Here is a 16,518-nt window from a genome sequence, read left to right as displayed (position 1 = left end):
GAGGAGCAGGAAATTGCCGTGAATCCGATGGTTTTCCATACCGGTAAACGGATGCATCTGCATTATTTATAGCATATATCGTACAGCTTGTATAGGATGAAATGCTTAAGCATTCTTAAGTCGATATAGGGTACTTCTTTTCATCATAAAGCAGGGATACGCCCTTATGATGTAGGTAGCTTTGCAACGCAGCTGAAAAAAGACAGAAACCGGCTTGTATGGCTTCTGTCTGTTCTTATCTTCTTACATACGTGCATGCAGCATCATATCGATTAAGCCTTCTGCCTCCTTTGGACAGTTGCATCTTCCGATGCGTGTGTTTCCTTCCATATTATAGAAGCCGCTTCCCGCGCTGACGAGCAGCTTACGGTCTGTCGCAAGCTTTAACAGACTTGCCATAAGTAAGCGTAAGTATACTTAATTCTGAAATGAATGTTGAATATAATTAATTCATCTTTGTAGAGGAATCAAAAGTATATGCTTTTTATATGATAGTTAAGAATGACGGTAATTGCTTGAATATTATCATAATCAAGATACAATAAAAGAATAAATATCCACTAGCATAGCTGGTGTTTTTACGTAATCGCCCCAAGGAGCTCAAATTCAAGCTACGCTTTCCAGCATAACAATACGTATTTGCATTTCTATTTACGATTACCTGTAAACGAGTCCTCTATATGGAGAATCTATTGTTCACTCAATTCATCTTCTTTCAGTCGCTGCTCTATACATGCTTTGATTACTTTGTCATTTTTCCTACTGTATTCCTCTACACAAGAATGATCTGTTTCTATAATTGTATTTCATGCTTCTCCATTTCTGATATATCATAATACTGCTTTTCCCCTTCAGAAATCCCATGAATCCTGATACTGTCATTTTCGGCGGTATTTCCACTAGCATATGTACATGATCTGGACATACTTCTGCTGTTATTATTTTTCCCCCTTCCAATCACATAATTATCTTAATATAACTCCAATTTCCAGCCTCTTTTCTCCATAAAACACTTTTCTTTTATATTTGGGGGTAAACAATATGATACGAGCTTGTAAACAAGGTGATAACATGTTATAATTAACTAAAGAAAGGGTGGTACTATGAAAAAAATTTTTGTATGCTTTTTCACCTTAGTTGTTGCTTTAACGACAACTCTCTCAATATCTGCTACTCAATGGTCTTCAAAAGAAACGCTAAATGTCCCAGCTTGGGGTGCTTGGAGTGAAAGAACGAAAACATCTACTAAGAAAAACAAAGCTTGTGACTATGGTTATATTCATCTATATTCTAATAATACAGGTTGGACGACATATGGAGACTTTTATTTCCATGGGGAACGCCGTTCCAATTCATATTATTCTTTAGCGGAAGGTTATGATAAAAGAATTTATTATTTAAACGGATACAAGTCCAAGGATTGGTGGATTGGCGCAAGAGTTTCCTCTTCTAATGTAAATTTTGGAGGTCAAGTTTCCATTAATTTTACACCGACAAATTAAATGAATACATAATAGAAAACCGAAGTCTTTCGGTTTTTGTTATAAAAGGGGGCCATTATGAAACAAAAAAAACACTTAATAATCTTATTTACTGCATTAATTACTCTCAGCTCCTATGCTGTTTTTTATGCAAAGGATTTTTTCCAATATGCAAATGAATGGAATTTATTCTCTGTTGGTATTCGTATCTGGGATTTTAATTTAAATCTTATATTTATTCTGTTACTATTGCTTATTCTTCCTAACATTCTGCTATATAATATATTCGCACTACATGAAAATGGCGCAGAAAACATCGCAATATTACGAATCGGTATAAAAAAATTTCACATCCGTAATTTGAAAAAACTTCTAGCAGAATCTTTTCTTTCCATATCTTTATTACATTGTTTCATTCTTTTAGGTATATATTTTGTTTATCATCCCTCATTGTCTATTCATTTTATTCCTGATGATTATTTATTATTTTTTAAAAATCCCATTATCAATTATCTCTTGTTCTCACTATTCAGTTGCCTAGGCTTCACTCTCTTTATCATTTTTGTATATGTATCCATTTTCTTTATTAAAAGGCGATATTTCTTTCACCTTTATCCATTATTGATAATGATAGGTAGTGTAGTTTTAGTGAATTTAGTAATAAGATTAAGTGTAATTATTTTTCAATATAAATCAATACCTTTACCCTTACGGTTATTGACAAATGCAATTTTACCTACAAGTTTGATTTGTCCTGGAATGTCATTGCTTCAAATAGGGTATTTAAATTATCTTTCTGCCTTCATATTTTATATATTCTTTATTTCTATATTGTATGTGCTTTTAAAGAGATGGAGAAAATACTTATGCTGAGAAATTACATAGTATCTCTTAAGAGTAAATATATCCTATTATATATTCTTTCTATTTTGATTTTTTTCCTATTTCTATATGAAAGCGATTCGAAGATTGGCTTTATATCATACATAGGGAATAACTACTTGCCTTTAGTTACGTGTTCGATATTTTTTTCCTTTAACTATTGGAGGGCTAATTGTTTATATGCTATGAAATATCACATATTCTTAAGGATCAAAGAAAACAAACTTGTAACTCAAATCTTATGCATAGAGTTTCTTAATTCTCTTATTTTTATCATCATAACTTATATACTTCCATTTTATAATCAACTTGCATATATGCCAAAGATATATATGCTATATTTGATTAACATCAGTATCCTATACCTTATGATTAGTTGTTTAAATACTGCCGCTCTTTTTGTTGGCAAAAGAATAACTAAAATATTATTAATGGCACCATTTTTATTAATGTTTGTGTTTCATTACTTAATCATGCTGCCTATACTCGAAAAATTGTGAAGGAGACAATCAAATGATACAACTTGTAAATATTTCTATCGCTTTTCATAATGTTAGCATTCTACGTAATGTAAATATGGATATTCACAGAGGTGATTTGATTCATATCACCGGATCAAATGGTTCAGGAAAATCTACTCTTTTAAAGATAATTGCTGGTCTTTTAAATGCAGATAAAGGTGAAGTAATAATCGAAAATAATGATATTGAAATAGGTGCTTTAATTGAAAATCCTGCGTTTATTGAGAACGAGAGTGCTGAATATAATTTGAAATTCTTATATGATCTGAAAAACAGTTACGATAGAAAAACTGTTCAAAGCTATATGGAATATTTTGATTTAACTTTAGAAGATAAAAGGGCAGTAAAAAAATATTCAGTAGGTATGCGTCAAAAACTTGGTATTATTCAAGCTATTATGGAAAATCAGAATATTATCTTATTTGATGAGCCTACAAGAGGTCTCGATAATACATCAAGCAATAAATTTATTGAACTTGTAAAGAAATTAAATTCTGATAAGAAAACTATTATTATATGTGCTCATGATGGAGTTGACGAAATCCCTTTCAATAGGAAATTTACTATAGATAAGGAACAATTATATGAATGTATTGATTAGAAAGCACAAATATCTATTAGCTTACAGTTTGCTTTTTCCTATCTCCTATTTATTATTAAACTACAATAAAATATTTTTCAATCAGGTAGTTTACGGTATGCCTACGAACATTTTAATGATATGTCTTACTTGTCTCTTCTTGTTATTTGAAATACTATATCTTTTTGATACTACATTTGACTTTATGAATTTAAAGTATGAAATAGAAATTCGAAAACCTAATTTGCTTCGTGATTTAATTATTAAAAAAAGTTTGATAAGTGATATATTTTTAGCAGTAATACAACTTATTTCTTGTTATCTATTTTCTCATCATATCTATATAGGCTTTATTATGATAGATAAAGCAGGGTTGTTATTTATTTACTTGCTATTACTCAAAATAAAGACGACTAATGACAAAAAAGTAGACAGTATCATAATATTTATATTCATGATTATTCTTCATTTATGCATTGAATATTTATATGGCCTTTTAACTATCTTTTAAAATCGTGTTACTTACAGGTGATAGTAGCTTCTTATTCATTAAACTATTTTTACATTGGACTTCGCCAGAAAGAGTGGAATAAGGTAACTTATATTAAAAAAAATAATTCATTATAAACACCCCTAATACTGACTACAGCAGCTATATATAAAACATTAATATTTAACTTTTAAGGGTTCATAGGGATAAAGAGACATAATAAATAAAAGTATTACGTAATGATTGTAATGACTCTTCTCGTATAAGTTTAAGTCACTAATTGGAAGGAGTCCTGTAGATAAACGACTTTTAATAGTTACAAGAACAGACAAATTCATCCTCTATGAATCTGTCTGTTCTTATCTTCTTACATACGTGCATGCAGCATCATATCGATTAAGCCTTCTGCCTCCTTTGGACAGTTGCATCTTCCGATGCGTGTGTTTCCTTCCATATTATAGAAGCCGCTTCCCGCACTGACGAGCAGCTTACGGTCTGTCGCAAGCTTTAACAGACTTGCCATTTCCTTCTTTGTATGCATTGGATGGAAGACTTCAATTCCCTGTACACCCATGAGCAAAGCCTCGTCCAGTAGCTCCGGCTCCTGTACCAGCAGCTTTCCTGGATGGGCAAGCACAGAGATACCGCCCGTCAGTTCAATGACATCCAGTACATCCTTAAGATATGGATACTTCACAGGTACATAGCATGGCTTTCCGTATGCGAAGTAATCTTTATTCAAAGCTCGCCATCCGAATTCATCTCTGCGATACGGCTTTAAAATGGCACAATCATCAAATTCCGGTCGATTCAGTACATGCTTGGCAATCAGTTCACCGCTCAAACGCTGGAACCGGTTGCTTTTCAGAAGCCGTTCCTCATCAATATTACGTCCCAGCAATGCCTCAAATCTGCGGACACGGTCAATGCTGGCCCTCTTCTCATTCACCAGACTTTCATTTTCAATATGTGCGAATAATTCACTGTTATACTGAATGAAATAACCGAGAATACGCACACGTCTTCCACGCAGATCACAGTTGATTTCAATACCCGGAATATAGGTTACACCATACAGCTCACTCATTCTCACCGCAATACTGTTTGCCTTTGCACAGTCCAGATCGGTTATGGAAACCGTCCGAATGTGGTTGCGCTTCGCATATTGGAAAATCTCTTCGACATTATACTGCCCGCGATCGGAGAAATTGGAATGAATATGCAGATCCATCGTATTCATAATCAATTCCGGCTGCTCAGCCTGTTTCGGCAGCGGCTGCTTTACCGCCTGCGGAGCTTTTTCTTTTTGTACAGGCTGTTGTGCTTTCTCTAATGCAACAACCCGTGTTCCAAGAACAAGATCGATCAAAGAGCGATGACGGCTGTCCGCAAGCGTAAACAAACCGTTCAACCCCCAGTATGCAACAACACCGAATGCATTTGTAAAATACATCAGGATGATAAACGGAAGATCGAAGCCTACAAGCTCCCGTAAAAGAAGCTGCTGTCTGCTGGCTTTGCGCCCGCTTTTCTTGACCACCTTAAAGCCGAACATACGCATGCCGACACTCTGTCCGCCGGTTTGCCGGTAGATATAGCTGTTCAGAAATAAAATAGAGATAACAAGCAGCCCCCCGATAAAGATGCTGATCAGCTTAATGCCGGAGATGCTGATGATATTTCCCAGCACGGCAAGCAGAATAATATTCCATAAAGCAATCGGACACAGCATGATGCTGACATCCATGCAGAATGCAAGCAGCCGATCCTTACTGTCCTGTACATTCAGCGGACGAATGCCGTCCACAGCCAGCTGATATTGTTTTTCTGGTGTTTTCCTCATTTTTTTCATGCCTTCACCTGTTTTCCTTCTCTTCATACGTTAACAGTCCTGTCTTGACACAAAGCGTGCCCAGCAGCCCCGACAGCATAAAAGACACTGTCAGTATATAGATACATTTGATATCAATTGTTCTTCCCTGCAGAAATCGCAAGCTGGTACCAACCGCCGCCGCAACGGACAGCAGGGGTATGAGCATATATTTTTTCAGGCTTCCAGTATCAAGCTGATACTCTGCCCCGCAGGCAGGACAGCGCAGATGCACATAGCCCTTTATAAAATGCAGTTTGATAGAAGTACCGCATTTTTCACATGTAAATATCTTCATCCTTGTTTAACCTCACAAGGATATTATACTACAGAATCCGCATTTGTATATGGTATTTCCCGTCTTAAGAAAAAGTTAAAGATTCCCGTACAGTTGTCTGTACCATGCTTTTTCATCCTATATTTTACACGGGGATATCCGTTACAGTATATGGTATCGCCCTGTGATTTAGTAGAAGAATCCGTTGAAGTTTTTCTTCCATGTCCAACAGCTTTTCCAAAAAAACGACAGGATGAGAAGTTCTGCTGCCGCTTTCTTCGCTTATCTTATTTCTTTCGACAAACATAAGAAAATATTAAGGCTTCTCCTCTTGTGGAAATATCCGTTCTCCTATATCATATATACACATGAAGGGAGTTTTTGCATGTCCATGAAATATAAAAAAGAGCTGTCCTATGTATGCCTAGGCATATCCATAACGGCAATGCTGCTTTATTTTTATCTCACAATAGAAAATTATCTGAACTTCTCAGGAATCGTTATGTTTTCTGTCCTCATATGCTCGACACTGATCCTTGGTGTCTGCCTGCAGAACCGTCTCTATGATACACAAAAGCAAACAAGAAATCTGCGTCTCATGTGGATCGTCCTGTTTTCCTTCTATATATTTCAAATGATCTATATCCTCTTTTTTGCCAGTGAGTTCGCACGAGATTATGTAGACCTGCGCTCGCAGTCCTATCCGGATTCCCTGCGGATGCAATGGGAATATGGAACCAGTCTGAAGCCGTTCGCAACCATTCATCAGATGATGGCGATTTTCGATATGCCGTATGTGGACAACCGGATTGCCGTTATGAATCTGCTGGGTAATTTTGTCGCCTTTATGCCGTTTTCCTTTTTCCTGCTTTTACTTACTGACTGGGCGAAGCGTCCTGTGAAGCTGCTGCTCCGTATGGCATTTATCATCATCATGGTAGAGATTCTGCAGTTTTTTACACTGAGCGGTACTATGGATATTGATGATTTTATCCTGAATTTCAGCGGTGTTCTGTTGTCTTATATAATTTTACGTTTTACTCCGTTGTATAAAAGTCTATCTGTCTTTTTGAAAAAGTAAATAGTATTTTCCATTCGGCTCATACTTCGTTCACTAGAATCTAGCTTTGTGATCTTCGCCTAGACAAACAAAATCAGCGTATGGATTCACATTTAATCAATTCAGGAAGCTTAAAAATAAAGATACCAAAGCAGGTTGAAATTACAAAATTTCGTTTTGATACACCAAAAGCATATCTCTATATTGATATCCATTGTATGTTATAGACGCATCCCTTATAATATTGCTATGCTTACAGACTGAACATGAAAAAGGAGCTTAACAATGAAAAACAAAACATTATGGACGGATACCGAAGGAAAGCCTATACAGGCACATGGCGGAATGATACTGCAGCATAAAGGAATATATTACTGGTATGGAGAGAACAAGGATACGGAAACAGTTAATCGTCACGTCGATTTTATTGGTATTTCTTGTTACTCCTCTGAAGACTTGGAAAACTGGAGGAATGAAGGTATTGTACTTTCACCGGTAGTGAACAACCCTGCACACATGCTGTATACCAAAAACATATGTGAACGCCCCAGAGTATTATATAATAAAAGCACCAAGCAGTTTGTAATGTATACCCATGCGGATACTGCAGATTATTACTATGCCGGTGTTAATGTTGCGGTCGCAGCTTCTCCAACCGGACCTTTTGTCTGGCTAAAGAGCTTTCAGCCCAACCGGCAGGACAGCAGGGATATGACGCTGTTTCAGGATCTGGACGGCAGTGCCTGGCTGATTCACAGTGCAAATTACAATAAAACAATGAATATTGCACGATTAAGTGATGATTATCTGGATGTTACCGGTTCCTATATCAGTATTTTCCAGGATCAGGAGCGGGAGGCACCGGCCATCATGTATTCCCATAACCGCTACTACATGATTACTTCCGGATGCAGCGGATGGGAACCCAATCCCTCCTTATATGGCATCTGTGACCATCTGATAGGACCATGGAAGCTGATCGATAATCCTTGCACCGGTCCTGCATATCGTACCACCTTTGACGGACAGGGGACCTGTATTTTCTTTGTGCAGAATCAGCCCTATGTACTGCTGGATCACTGGCACCCGGATGATTTGCGCTCCTCTGCCTACAGCATGCTTCCGATTCAGATATTAGATAACGGAGGATTAAAGATTGAATGGCAGGATGAAACGTTCTTCACAAATAGCAAAAGAAGAGAAGGAACCTCATAAAAGGTCTTTCTCTTCTTATTTTCATTTACTGCTCCAATGACATTTTCATTAACGCTTCCCTTGCGTTATCAATGCTTTGATCAAGCAGCTGATCCACATCCTCTGCATAATCCCTTGATAAAACCAAATCCAGCAAAAGAGGAAAGTTCGTGCCGGTTACCGCTCTGGCATAGCCATACTGAAAGGTAGCCATTGCGGCAGCTTTAAAAGGAGAGCCGCCCGGCAAGTCAGTGAGGATAATGACATTTCCGTCGATAAACCTTTCCACTTCCTTATTCACCGTGTCGCACAGATCTTCAAAGGAGGTTCCCTCCTGAAAGCTTATGCAGACAAGATGCTCACACTCCCCATTTAACAGCTTCAAGGAGCTGTACATCCCTGCTGCAAAGTCGCCATGACCGCAGATGATAAGCCCTGTCATTACGATCTCCCCCGTTTCTTTTCTCTGGCCTTCTGTACACTGCTCATGAAAATCTCTGCACGTTTTGGATCAATTGGATTTTTCATATTTCCATTTTTCACCCATGTTGCGACCGATACACCATCATAGTATTGCAATAGCTCTTCAATGTTTTCGCCATTGGCGCCTCCACCTAAAATTACCGGTGTATCCGGAAGCTTTTTACGTACAGCATGTATCATTTCAAGGCTTTCCTCCTTGCTTTTGCCGGATACAAATAATCCATCCGCAAAAGCCTCATGCACTGCTTCCCATGCTGCATCATCAATCGGCTTACCACCTAACGGGATTCCATGAACCTCCTGTATATCCGCATATACGGGAACCTTGGAGCGTATTCTCTTACGCAAGGCTGCGATTTCAACACACTGCCCCTCCAATATACCTGCACTTGTAACATTTGCGCCTGTAAACAGATGCTCCACACGCACAAAATCGGCATGTACGGCATCCGCCACGGCAAGGCTGGCAACGCCATCCCAATTCACAAGAACACCAAGGATAAGCTGCGGATACTGATGCTTTATTTCATATGCGATACGCGTCATATAGGCGATTGCCTCCGGAGCTGCATTTTGCTTGATTGGCATATCGTTCATATTTTGTAAAATTACGCCGTCAAAGCCATTATCCACAATCATTTGTGTTTCTTCCAAAACCTCTGCAACGATATCATCAATCGTTTTATCCTCATGCCGGTAGCTTCCAGGCAGCGCACTGGGCTGGATCATGGCAAATGCCGTACAATCAGGTTTAAACATCATCTGCACCTCTCAGTTCTTTTATATACTTCATGCTTATATCATACAGTTGCGTAGCCGGAATTACTCCCTGCTCCGTGATGAACGCCTTGATAAACCCCGGTGACACCGCAAGCAGCTCCGGTGCTGTATAATCAATGGTTCCCTTCACCTGCTTCGGATTTGCCACAGGCTCCAGCTTGCTTCGCAAATCGTTTATCACCGTACATTTCTCTTTTCCATACACAGGACGTACATCCAGCTTGATCAAAGGGGATATAAAATACAGCGGCACATGAAAATAATCACAAAGCAGACCGACAATATCAGATCCGGTTGTATTGAAGCCCGTACCATCCGGGTATATGCTCTCTGCCCCCATAAAAACACCATCACAGGATTTCATATAATACATCATGCTCGCATCAGGAATGAAATGAATCTGATGTCCTGCTTCAAGACATGGCTGAACGAAGGGAGCACCGCCATTGATCACACGGCTTTCCGGTATATAAATACGCTTGGGACCGTTGATTTTACGCAGGAATGCTTCCACACTGCTGGAATAATCATATACCATGATTGCAGACATACGATTCCCTATTTCCACAGCATAGGAAACAGCGGTTTCTGATGCGGCCGTACAATCCCGCTCATATTGCTTTTTCACATCTATAATACGCTGTGCATAGGTACGAATATCACGTTCCTCATGCTGTCTGTATCCGGCAGTCATCAGATAGACAGCATTCGTTATCGCCTGCGATGCCTCTCCTCTGGTATGAATAAAAAACTGACAGACCTCCTGGATTCGCTCCAGCATTTCCGCTATCGTACGATTCGTTTCAACACTGTCAACAGCAATTTGCTCAATCATTTTCCCAATCATTTGAATATGCTTGCTAGCCCCTAATACTCTTTGCTCAACAATGTCATCAAAGTCCTTCACAGCAGCAGCCGGAAGAGCTTTCCTCGCCTTTTCTAAATTTACTGTATACATTCTTTTTCCTCACATCTGCAGCAGACGTTTGCCATTTCCATCCGTAAACATCTGCAGCTGATCCTCTTTCAAATCAAATAAATCAAATACCTCCACAGCATTTTTTGTAAAACGCTGCGGATAGGTTGTTCCGAATACGATCTGTTCTTCACGAAGCTGCCGGAATGCCTTTTTCAGAATCTGCATTTCATACTGATTACTCGTTTCTACATATGCATTTTTATTCCGCTTTACAATATCCACGCAGCTGTACCCGTAATCAAAGCATCCCATATGCAAATAGATAAACGGTATTTGCGGATATCTTCTTGTATACGATTCCCACTGATGCGGCAAGGCCTTTGCGCCAATACCGGAAAATACCTTAACTGGCAAACCGCGCTCCTGCAGCATTGCGAACACATCATCCAGAACAGGACAATCATCGGGAGCATAGCCATGACGATATGAATCGAATTCTATCATACGGATTTCTTTCAGCGAGCAGGCATGTCTTGTATCCTCGAGAATCGTAGATAGTGCAGGATTCAGCACTGCACATCCGATCAAACGCTCAGGGTATTCCTTTACCAGCTCAGCAATTTTCTGGTTTCCGTCTTGCACATCATCATAGCGCATATCTGAAATAACACGCCGATTGATATGGAAACGGTCCATATCCTGCAAGAGCTTTTGCACACTGCCTTCTCCACTGTCTGTTTTTAAATGCGAATGAATATCTATCATCAGAGCACCTCCTTAACCAAGAATGCCTGCATAAACTGCAAGTATAGCAAACACCATTGTGAAGAAAATCAGTTTAACTGCCGAGTTTTTTTTCTTTGTTACCAGATAATACATCAGGAAGGTATAGGCCAGACCCAGAACCCCCGGCATCAGACCATCCAATGTCTTCTGAATATTGATAACTGTCTCACCGGACTTTATTTCAATCGGAATGTTCATAACAACCAGAGCCGGTATGAAGCCTCCGACAATCGTATAGGCAGCGATTGCGGCAATATCTGTAATTTTGGAAATCAGACCACTGGAGTTAATTTTTTCAACAAGCTTGATTCCCTGCTTATATCCCTGAAATACTCCCAGATAGCGGATGCCCAGGGAAACGATACTCATACCGATAACAAAGAATATAGGTCCTACCCATCCCAGATTGGCATGTACAAGAGAAATGGCAAGACTTGCCAGAATAGGTCTTGCTGTACCATTCAGCAAGGAATCCCCAAGGCCTGCAAGAGGTCCCATAAGGGCAGTTTTTACCGCATTGATTGCATTGGGGTCCATATCCGGATCATTCGCGTGCATTTCTTCCATTGCCGCAGCAATTCCGACAGGAATTGCACTTGTGATATCATTTGTCAGAAAATATTCCATATGCCGTTCATAAGCCTCCCGCTTATCCTCATCATTGTCATAGACCTTTTCAATGACCGGCATCATAGCCTGAGTAAAGCCGGCATTTTGCTGGCGCTCATAGTTATTTGCTCCACGGATTGTAAGCTGACCGCGGAATACCTTCCATAAATCTTTTTTTGTTAGTTTCTTTGCTTCCATTTGCCTACTCCTTTCCCTCATCTGCAAGTTTGAAATAGTAATACAGTGCCGCAAAAACAACAGCCAGCAGTGCAATACCTACCATATTGATCTGCAGATAGGCCGCAAAGAAAAATCCGAGAAACAGGAACGGCCACATGGTATGATTTTTGATAGAGCTGAGCAGTAAAGCAAAACCGACAGCACCTACCATATTTCCTCCTACAGATAATCCGGTTATAATCTTATCCGGAATCGCTTTAATGATATCTGCTACAAAATCGGCACCAAAATATACAGCAAGAAAGGTTGGTACTCCATAGAGAAGGGCATTCATCGCCATTGTAAAGACGATATTGTTCATAACCAGCCCTCTTGTATCCAGTTTTTCAATCGCATGCTCCGCTCTATGCATAAACCATACATTGATTACGGAATTTTGCACCGTCTCCGCAATCTGACCTATGAAGGATACAGGAAGTGCAGTTGCTACTGCCAGATCTGTCCCTCCGCCACCCAAAATGGCTACAGCAGTTGCGATTGCTGTTGAAATCGTGGGATTGGGGGGCACTGCTGTTCCAACAAAGATAACAGCAAGAAACATAAGCTCAACGGTTACACCTACCTGCAATCCGGTATTGAAATCCCCCATGATAGCACCAACCAGTGGCCCAATAAATATTGGGCGGAAGATGTGTGTCTGTGTTGTATGTGCATCAATAAATGCAATTGTCACAGCCAGCGCGACAAGAAATGCCTGTAAAAATAAACTCATAAAATTCCCTTCCTTTCTAAATTAAAGCAGATTTACCAGAATCTGTTTATGCTCATTTGGTACAGCGCGTACTTCAACCTCCACCTTTTCTGCAAGAAGACGAATATCCTTTTCTTCCTCATCATTCAGCCAGCAGTTCCCCAGAATTTTTCTTTTCCCCTTTTTCATATTGATATTTCCGACATTTATACTTTTTACATCGCTGCAGCTGTCAATCAAATACAACGCCTGCTTCGGACCGCGTACAAGCAGCAGTGTTTTTGTATCACTCTCGTCGTTTTGAATCAGCTGCTTTGCATCCTCAAGACTCATAATTTTTAAATCAACCTTTTTCGGTGTTGCCATTTTGAGGAGGGACTGCTGCAGGGTATCCTTCGCAGCCGCATCATCCGCAACCAAAATCTGCTTTGCATCACTATGTGCTATCCAGGCGGTTACCACCTGTCCGTGAATCAGTCGATCATCAATTCGAAACGTAGTTATGTTCATATCTGTTCCTCCCTTACTCGCTTCCATAATTTTTCAGCATTCCGATAAAAAATATCAGCGCGCTGCTCTTCTGTTAATTCCAACTCATAAAATTTGCTGATCTCCATATTTACCGGCTTATAGGGCCAGTCCGTACCAAAGCAGACACGTTTCGATCCCAGCACAGCTATCGCTTTTTTTAATACCTCTACATCCATTTGTCCGGAGGTTTCCACCCAGACATTCGGTAAATCCTTAACCGCTTCTATCGTGGACATCCCGAATTCATAATACCCGATGTGAGTGAATACAAAACGGACATGCGGATGCTTTTTGGCATATTCTGCCCAGACATTGGGATTGCTGATTGGTGCAGTACCGACATGGGTTTGCACATGCACACCATAGGAATCGATTTTGTCCAGCAGGCGATCGAGGGATCCGGAATTATCCGGATAATAGCCATGCTTCCAGGAATGAAACTTCACTGCACTCATGCCATATGTCCCAAGGCATAGGTCTATTTCATTTTCTGCAGCTGCATCCTTTGGATTGATAAACGCATAGCCCTCAATGACCTCTGGATATTCCTGCATTGCACGGTAAATCAAATCATTCTGCTCTCTTGTAGATATCCCTGAAAGACAGCTGATACCGACCTTTTCAATACCATACCTCTTCAAATCTGTTACCAGCTCGCTGGGTGTGTTTTCATCTCCGGAGCTTGTCTTCCCTAAATGGGAGTGAATATCATAATACTTCAAGTCGTCTCCCTCCTGTTCTAATCATGATATAACATGTTATAGCCATATAATAACTTATTATATCATGTTTGTCAATATTAACTGTATGAATTACAAATTTTGTTATCTATGTAAGCCTTTTACATAAAAACATGCGGTATAATAGCTGTTCACTTGTTATATCATCGAAACAAAAAAGTAATGGCGGACTGGATTATATGCCCTTTTTCATTCTATTTACTTATGAAGCAATACGGTATGCATTACTTTGCTGTAAATCAAAAAGAGCAGCAAACAACCGTTCACTGCTTTCATCAAAAATATGACATATTCATTTTCCTCAACGGGATATCATAAGCATGCAGACAGACTCGTGAAGCCACAGAGTGAAAGCCTACTGCAACAGATCAATAAGCTGCTTATAGCTCATCCTTTTTCAATGTAATGATATATTTGTATTCATCCGCTTTATAGGAATTTATCGATAATTCCAGCGGCCTGTTCTTGTAATCATAAGTGATTCGCTCTCTCCTAAATAACGGCTCTCCTTCATTCATATAAAGCTCTTTCCGCAATGCCGTAGATGGCATTACCGCCTCTATGGATTCTACTGCACGCTCTATATGGAGACCCTGTTCTTCATATAAGGCATAGATTGATGTTTTTTCATTCAATACATCTGCGTGTAGTTCAAAACCGGTTTGCCTCGATATAAACTGTTCATTCATCCCGATGATTCTTCCATTTTTCAAGCGCAGACGTTTCAGGCGGTAAATATCAGCGCCCTCCTGAAGCTGTAAGTAATCACATACGATACCGGAAGCTTTCAATTCTTCAAATTCCAAGATAATAGAAGAAGGCCGTTCCCCGGACTTCATAGCATCCTGTGAGAAACTGCTGACACCGACCAAATCGGTATATTTTCTATTCGCCAGCACCATAGCACCTTTCCCCTTTTGCACTTTTATAAATCCGGCAAGCTCCAAATCCTGAAGTGAACGTCTAATCGTTATACGGCTGACATTGAATTCCGCTTGTAAGGATGCTTCTGATGGCAGAAGCTCATTTTCTTTATATACTCCATTTTCTATTCGTTTCTGCAACTCCTTGTAAATCTGCAGATACAGCGGAGCACCTTCTTTTTTCTGCATTGTTTCATCCCCTTTCCTGAATGTAGTTCCCCTTAAAATATAACACAACATGTTATAAAAATAAAGATAACATGATATAACATCTTCTCTTTTTTAAGTTTTTACTTCGTTCATGTGATAAAGAACACATAAAAATCGCAGAACCATGTATGAGAATGAAGAAGGACAGACGCAGAAGCCTCATAGTTTCTGGAATTTCCGGTATATCTATTGCATAGCATTTTATGTGTTGATTCACTGATATAATACATGTTGTCGAAGACGGATATGCATACAAAAAGGAATCAGATTCAGACTGATCCCTCTTTGTATTATTTCAATGTGTTTTCCACTGTCTGAAGCAAATCCTCTGCAGTTAATCGGAATTCCTTCTGCAAGAATTCCGGAGTACCTACTGCGCCGAAGCGTTCTTTAACACCATGTCGTTTGAACTTCACAGAGATATTGTTCTCCGCAAGAACCTCTGCGACAGCACTTCCCAGACCACCGATAATCGAGTGATTTTCAAATGTTACAACAGCCTTTTTCCCTGCTGCCTCACGAATGATCAGCTCCTCATCCAGCGGCTTGATGCAGAACATATCGATGACTTCCACGGAAATTCCTTGTTTTGACAATACTTCCGCACAATCCAGTGCATCGCTCACCAGCTGTCCGGCAGATATAATCAAAACATCGCTTCCTTCTCTTACAATATTTCCTTTTCCCATTTCAAAGGTGGAGCCTTTTTCGTATACATTGCGTACATCCTTACGATTTGCACGGATATAATGCACACCCTCCATCCTTGCGAATTCTCTTATGATCCAGTCCAGCTGTACCTCATCGGCTGCATCGCATACCACAGCATGCGGAATTGCGCGCATCAGAGCGACATCCTCCCATGTAGTATGTGTTCCCCCGTTTGGCCCTGCCGTAAATCCGGGATCCGAACCGTATATGTTCATTGTATTACCGGCATATGCACCAGACAGGAAAATCTGATCGTAGATTCTTCTGGAAGCAAAGGGTCCAAACGTATGTAAATACGGTTTGAAGCCTGTCACAGACAGCCCTGCCGCAACACCTGTCATGTTTGCTTCTGAAATACCGCACTGAATGAACCGGTCCGGATTGCTTTTCTGAATCTTGGTAAAGCCGCTTGCACCGCCAAGATCAGCTTCCATTGCCACAACCTGAGCATCGCTCTTCATCATATCCTGCAGTGTTTCCACGACAACCATACGCAGCTCTTTCCCTTTTTTACTGCGGTCTTTGCTGAGAGTAAACATT

At 39.8% G+C, this 16,518-nt stretch carries 18 protein-coding genes and 1 pseudogene; 5 read left to right on the top strand and 14 right to left on the bottom strand.

Features of this window, described 5'->3' with window-relative positions; genetic code table 11:
- Positions 1-243: 243 nt before the first annotated feature.
- Entirely contained in the window at positions 244-399 is a 156-nt protein-coding gene (locus KSZ58_RS00800; protein ID WP_021421205.1) for a hypothetical protein, read from the bottom strand.
- Between the two features lie 290 nt (positions 400-689).
- Positions 690-1,073, bottom strand: a pseudogene (gene tnpA / locus KSZ58_RS00795) (IS200/IS605 family transposase).
- Between the two features lie 30 nt (positions 1,074-1,103).
- Here tnpA and KSZ58_RS00790 point away from each other — a divergent pair.
- The 3 genes from KSZ58_RS00790 (at position 1,104) to KSZ58_RS00780 (ending at position 3,485) form a co-directional block, all read left to right on the top strand.
- Entirely contained in the window at positions 1,104-1,502 is a 399-nt protein-coding gene (locus KSZ58_RS00790) for a hypothetical protein (RefSeq protein ID WP_002606994.1), read from the top strand.
- A gap of 57 nt (positions 1,503-1,559) precedes the next feature.
- Positions 1,560-2,354, top strand: coding sequence for a hypothetical protein (locus KSZ58_RS00785; protein ID WP_002606993.1), 795 nt, complete (start codon positions 1,560-1,562; stop codon positions 2,352-2,354).
- A gap of 522 nt (positions 2,355-2,876) precedes the next feature.
- Complete coding sequence (locus KSZ58_RS00780; RefSeq protein WP_002606991.1) at positions 2,877-3,485, top strand: ATP-binding cassette domain-containing protein; 609 nt, start codon at positions 2,877-2,879, stop codon at positions 3,483-3,485.
- 836 nt (positions 3,486-4,321) lie between these two features.
- Here the strand turns inward: KSZ58_RS00780 and KSZ58_RS00775 are convergent.
- Together KSZ58_RS00775 and KSZ58_RS00770 are read right to left on the bottom strand one after the other, a co-directional pair.
- Positions 4,322-5,833 carry an RDD family protein gene (locus KSZ58_RS00775; protein WP_008818260.1) on the bottom strand — a complete coding sequence of 504 codons (1,512 nt, stop codon included), beginning with the start codon at positions 5,831-5,833 and terminating at the stop codon, positions 4,322-4,324.
- Entirely contained in the window at positions 5,811-6,122 is a 312-nt protein-coding gene (locus KSZ58_RS00770; protein ID WP_009270215.1) for a hypothetical protein, read from the bottom strand. Before KSZ58_RS00770 ends, KSZ58_RS00775 begins: the two co-directional genes overlap by 23 nt.
- A gap of 364 nt (positions 6,123-6,486) precedes the next feature.
- On the opposite strand from KSZ58_RS00770, the gene KSZ58_RS00765 reads away from it, so the two are divergent.
- Both KSZ58_RS00765 and KSZ58_RS00760 read left to right on the top strand, forming a co-directional pair.
- Positions 6,487-7,182: a VanZ family protein gene (locus tag KSZ58_RS00765; RefSeq protein ID WP_008818259.1), complete on the top strand. Its 696-nt coding sequence runs from the start codon at positions 6,487-6,489 to the stop codon at positions 7,180-7,182.
- Positions 7,183-7,446: 264 nt separating this feature from the next.
- On the top strand, positions 7,447-8,376 hold the full coding sequence (locus KSZ58_RS00760; RefSeq protein ID WP_008818258.1) for a glycoside hydrolase family 43 protein: 930 nt from the start codon (positions 7,447-7,449) through the stop codon (positions 8,374-8,376).
- Positions 8,377-8,401: 25 nt separating this feature from the next.
- Here the strand turns inward: KSZ58_RS00760 and KSZ58_RS00755 are convergent, their stop codons facing one another.
- From KSZ58_RS00755 to KSZ58_RS00710, 10 genes are all read right to left on the bottom strand, one after another.
- Entirely contained in the window at positions 8,402-8,797 is a 396-nt protein-coding gene (locus KSZ58_RS00755; protein WP_008818257.1) for a PTS sugar transporter subunit IIA, read from the bottom strand.
- Positions 8,797-9,600 (bottom strand): BtpA/SgcQ family protein, encoded by an 804-nt coding sequence (locus tag KSZ58_RS00750; protein ID WP_008818256.1) that lies wholly within the window; start codon positions 9,598-9,600, stop codon positions 8,797-8,799. The genes KSZ58_RS00755 and KSZ58_RS00750 overlap by 1 nt, the downstream gene beginning before the upstream one ends.
- Positions 9,590-10,576, bottom strand: a complete 987-nt coding sequence (locus KSZ58_RS00745; RefSeq protein ID WP_008818255.1) for a hypothetical protein — start codon at positions 10,574-10,576, stop codon at positions 9,590-9,592. Before KSZ58_RS00745 ends, KSZ58_RS00750 begins: the two co-directional genes overlap by 11 nt.
- A 9-nt stretch (positions 10,577-10,585) precedes the next feature.
- On the bottom strand, positions 10,586-11,302 hold the full coding sequence (locus KSZ58_RS00740) for an amidohydrolase family protein (RefSeq protein WP_008818254.1): 717 nt from the start codon (positions 11,300-11,302) through the stop codon (positions 10,586-10,588).
- 12 nt (positions 11,303-11,314) lie between these two features.
- Positions 11,315-12,130, bottom strand: a complete 816-nt coding sequence (locus KSZ58_RS00735) for a PTS system mannose/fructose/sorbose family transporter subunit IID (RefSeq protein ID WP_009270214.1) — start codon at positions 12,128-12,130, stop codon at positions 11,315-11,317.
- Between the two features lie 4 nt (positions 12,131-12,134).
- Positions 12,135-12,884 (bottom strand): PTS sugar transporter subunit IIC, encoded by a 750-nt coding sequence (locus KSZ58_RS00730; RefSeq protein WP_008818252.1) that lies wholly within the window; start codon positions 12,882-12,884, stop codon positions 12,135-12,137.
- Between the two features lie 21 nt (positions 12,885-12,905).
- Positions 12,906-13,373 carry a PTS sugar transporter subunit IIB gene (locus tag KSZ58_RS00725; RefSeq protein WP_002606979.1) on the bottom strand — a complete coding sequence of 156 codons (468 nt, stop codon included), beginning with the start codon at positions 13,371-13,373 and terminating at the stop codon, positions 12,906-12,908.
- Positions 13,370-14,116 (bottom strand): amidohydrolase family protein, encoded by a 747-nt coding sequence (locus KSZ58_RS00720; RefSeq protein ID WP_142419541.1) that lies wholly within the window; start codon positions 14,114-14,116, stop codon positions 13,370-13,372. Before KSZ58_RS00720 ends, KSZ58_RS00725 begins: the two co-directional genes overlap by 4 nt.
- A 398-nt stretch (positions 14,117-14,514) precedes the next feature.
- Positions 14,515-15,246, bottom strand: coding sequence for a GntR family transcriptional regulator (locus tag KSZ58_RS00715; RefSeq protein WP_009270213.1), 732 nt, complete (start codon positions 15,244-15,246; stop codon positions 14,515-14,517).
- Positions 15,247-15,557: 311 nt separating this feature from the next.
- Positions 15,558-16,517 (bottom strand): transketolase family protein, encoded by a 960-nt coding sequence (locus tag KSZ58_RS00710; RefSeq protein ID WP_002606976.1) that lies wholly within the window; start codon positions 16,515-16,517, stop codon positions 15,558-15,560.
- Between the last annotated feature and the right edge of the window lies 1 nt (position 16,518).

The sequence above is a fragment of the Erysipelatoclostridium sp. DFI.2.3 genome (assembly GCF_019132535.1).
In the GTDB taxonomy this organism is placed as follows: Bacteria; Bacillota_I; Bacilli_A; order Erysipelotrichales; family Erysipelotrichaceae; genus Clostridium_AQ; species Clostridium_AQ innocuum.
Note: the sequence above shows the minus strand (reverse complement) of the source record. Positions and strands in the feature narration are given on the sequence as shown.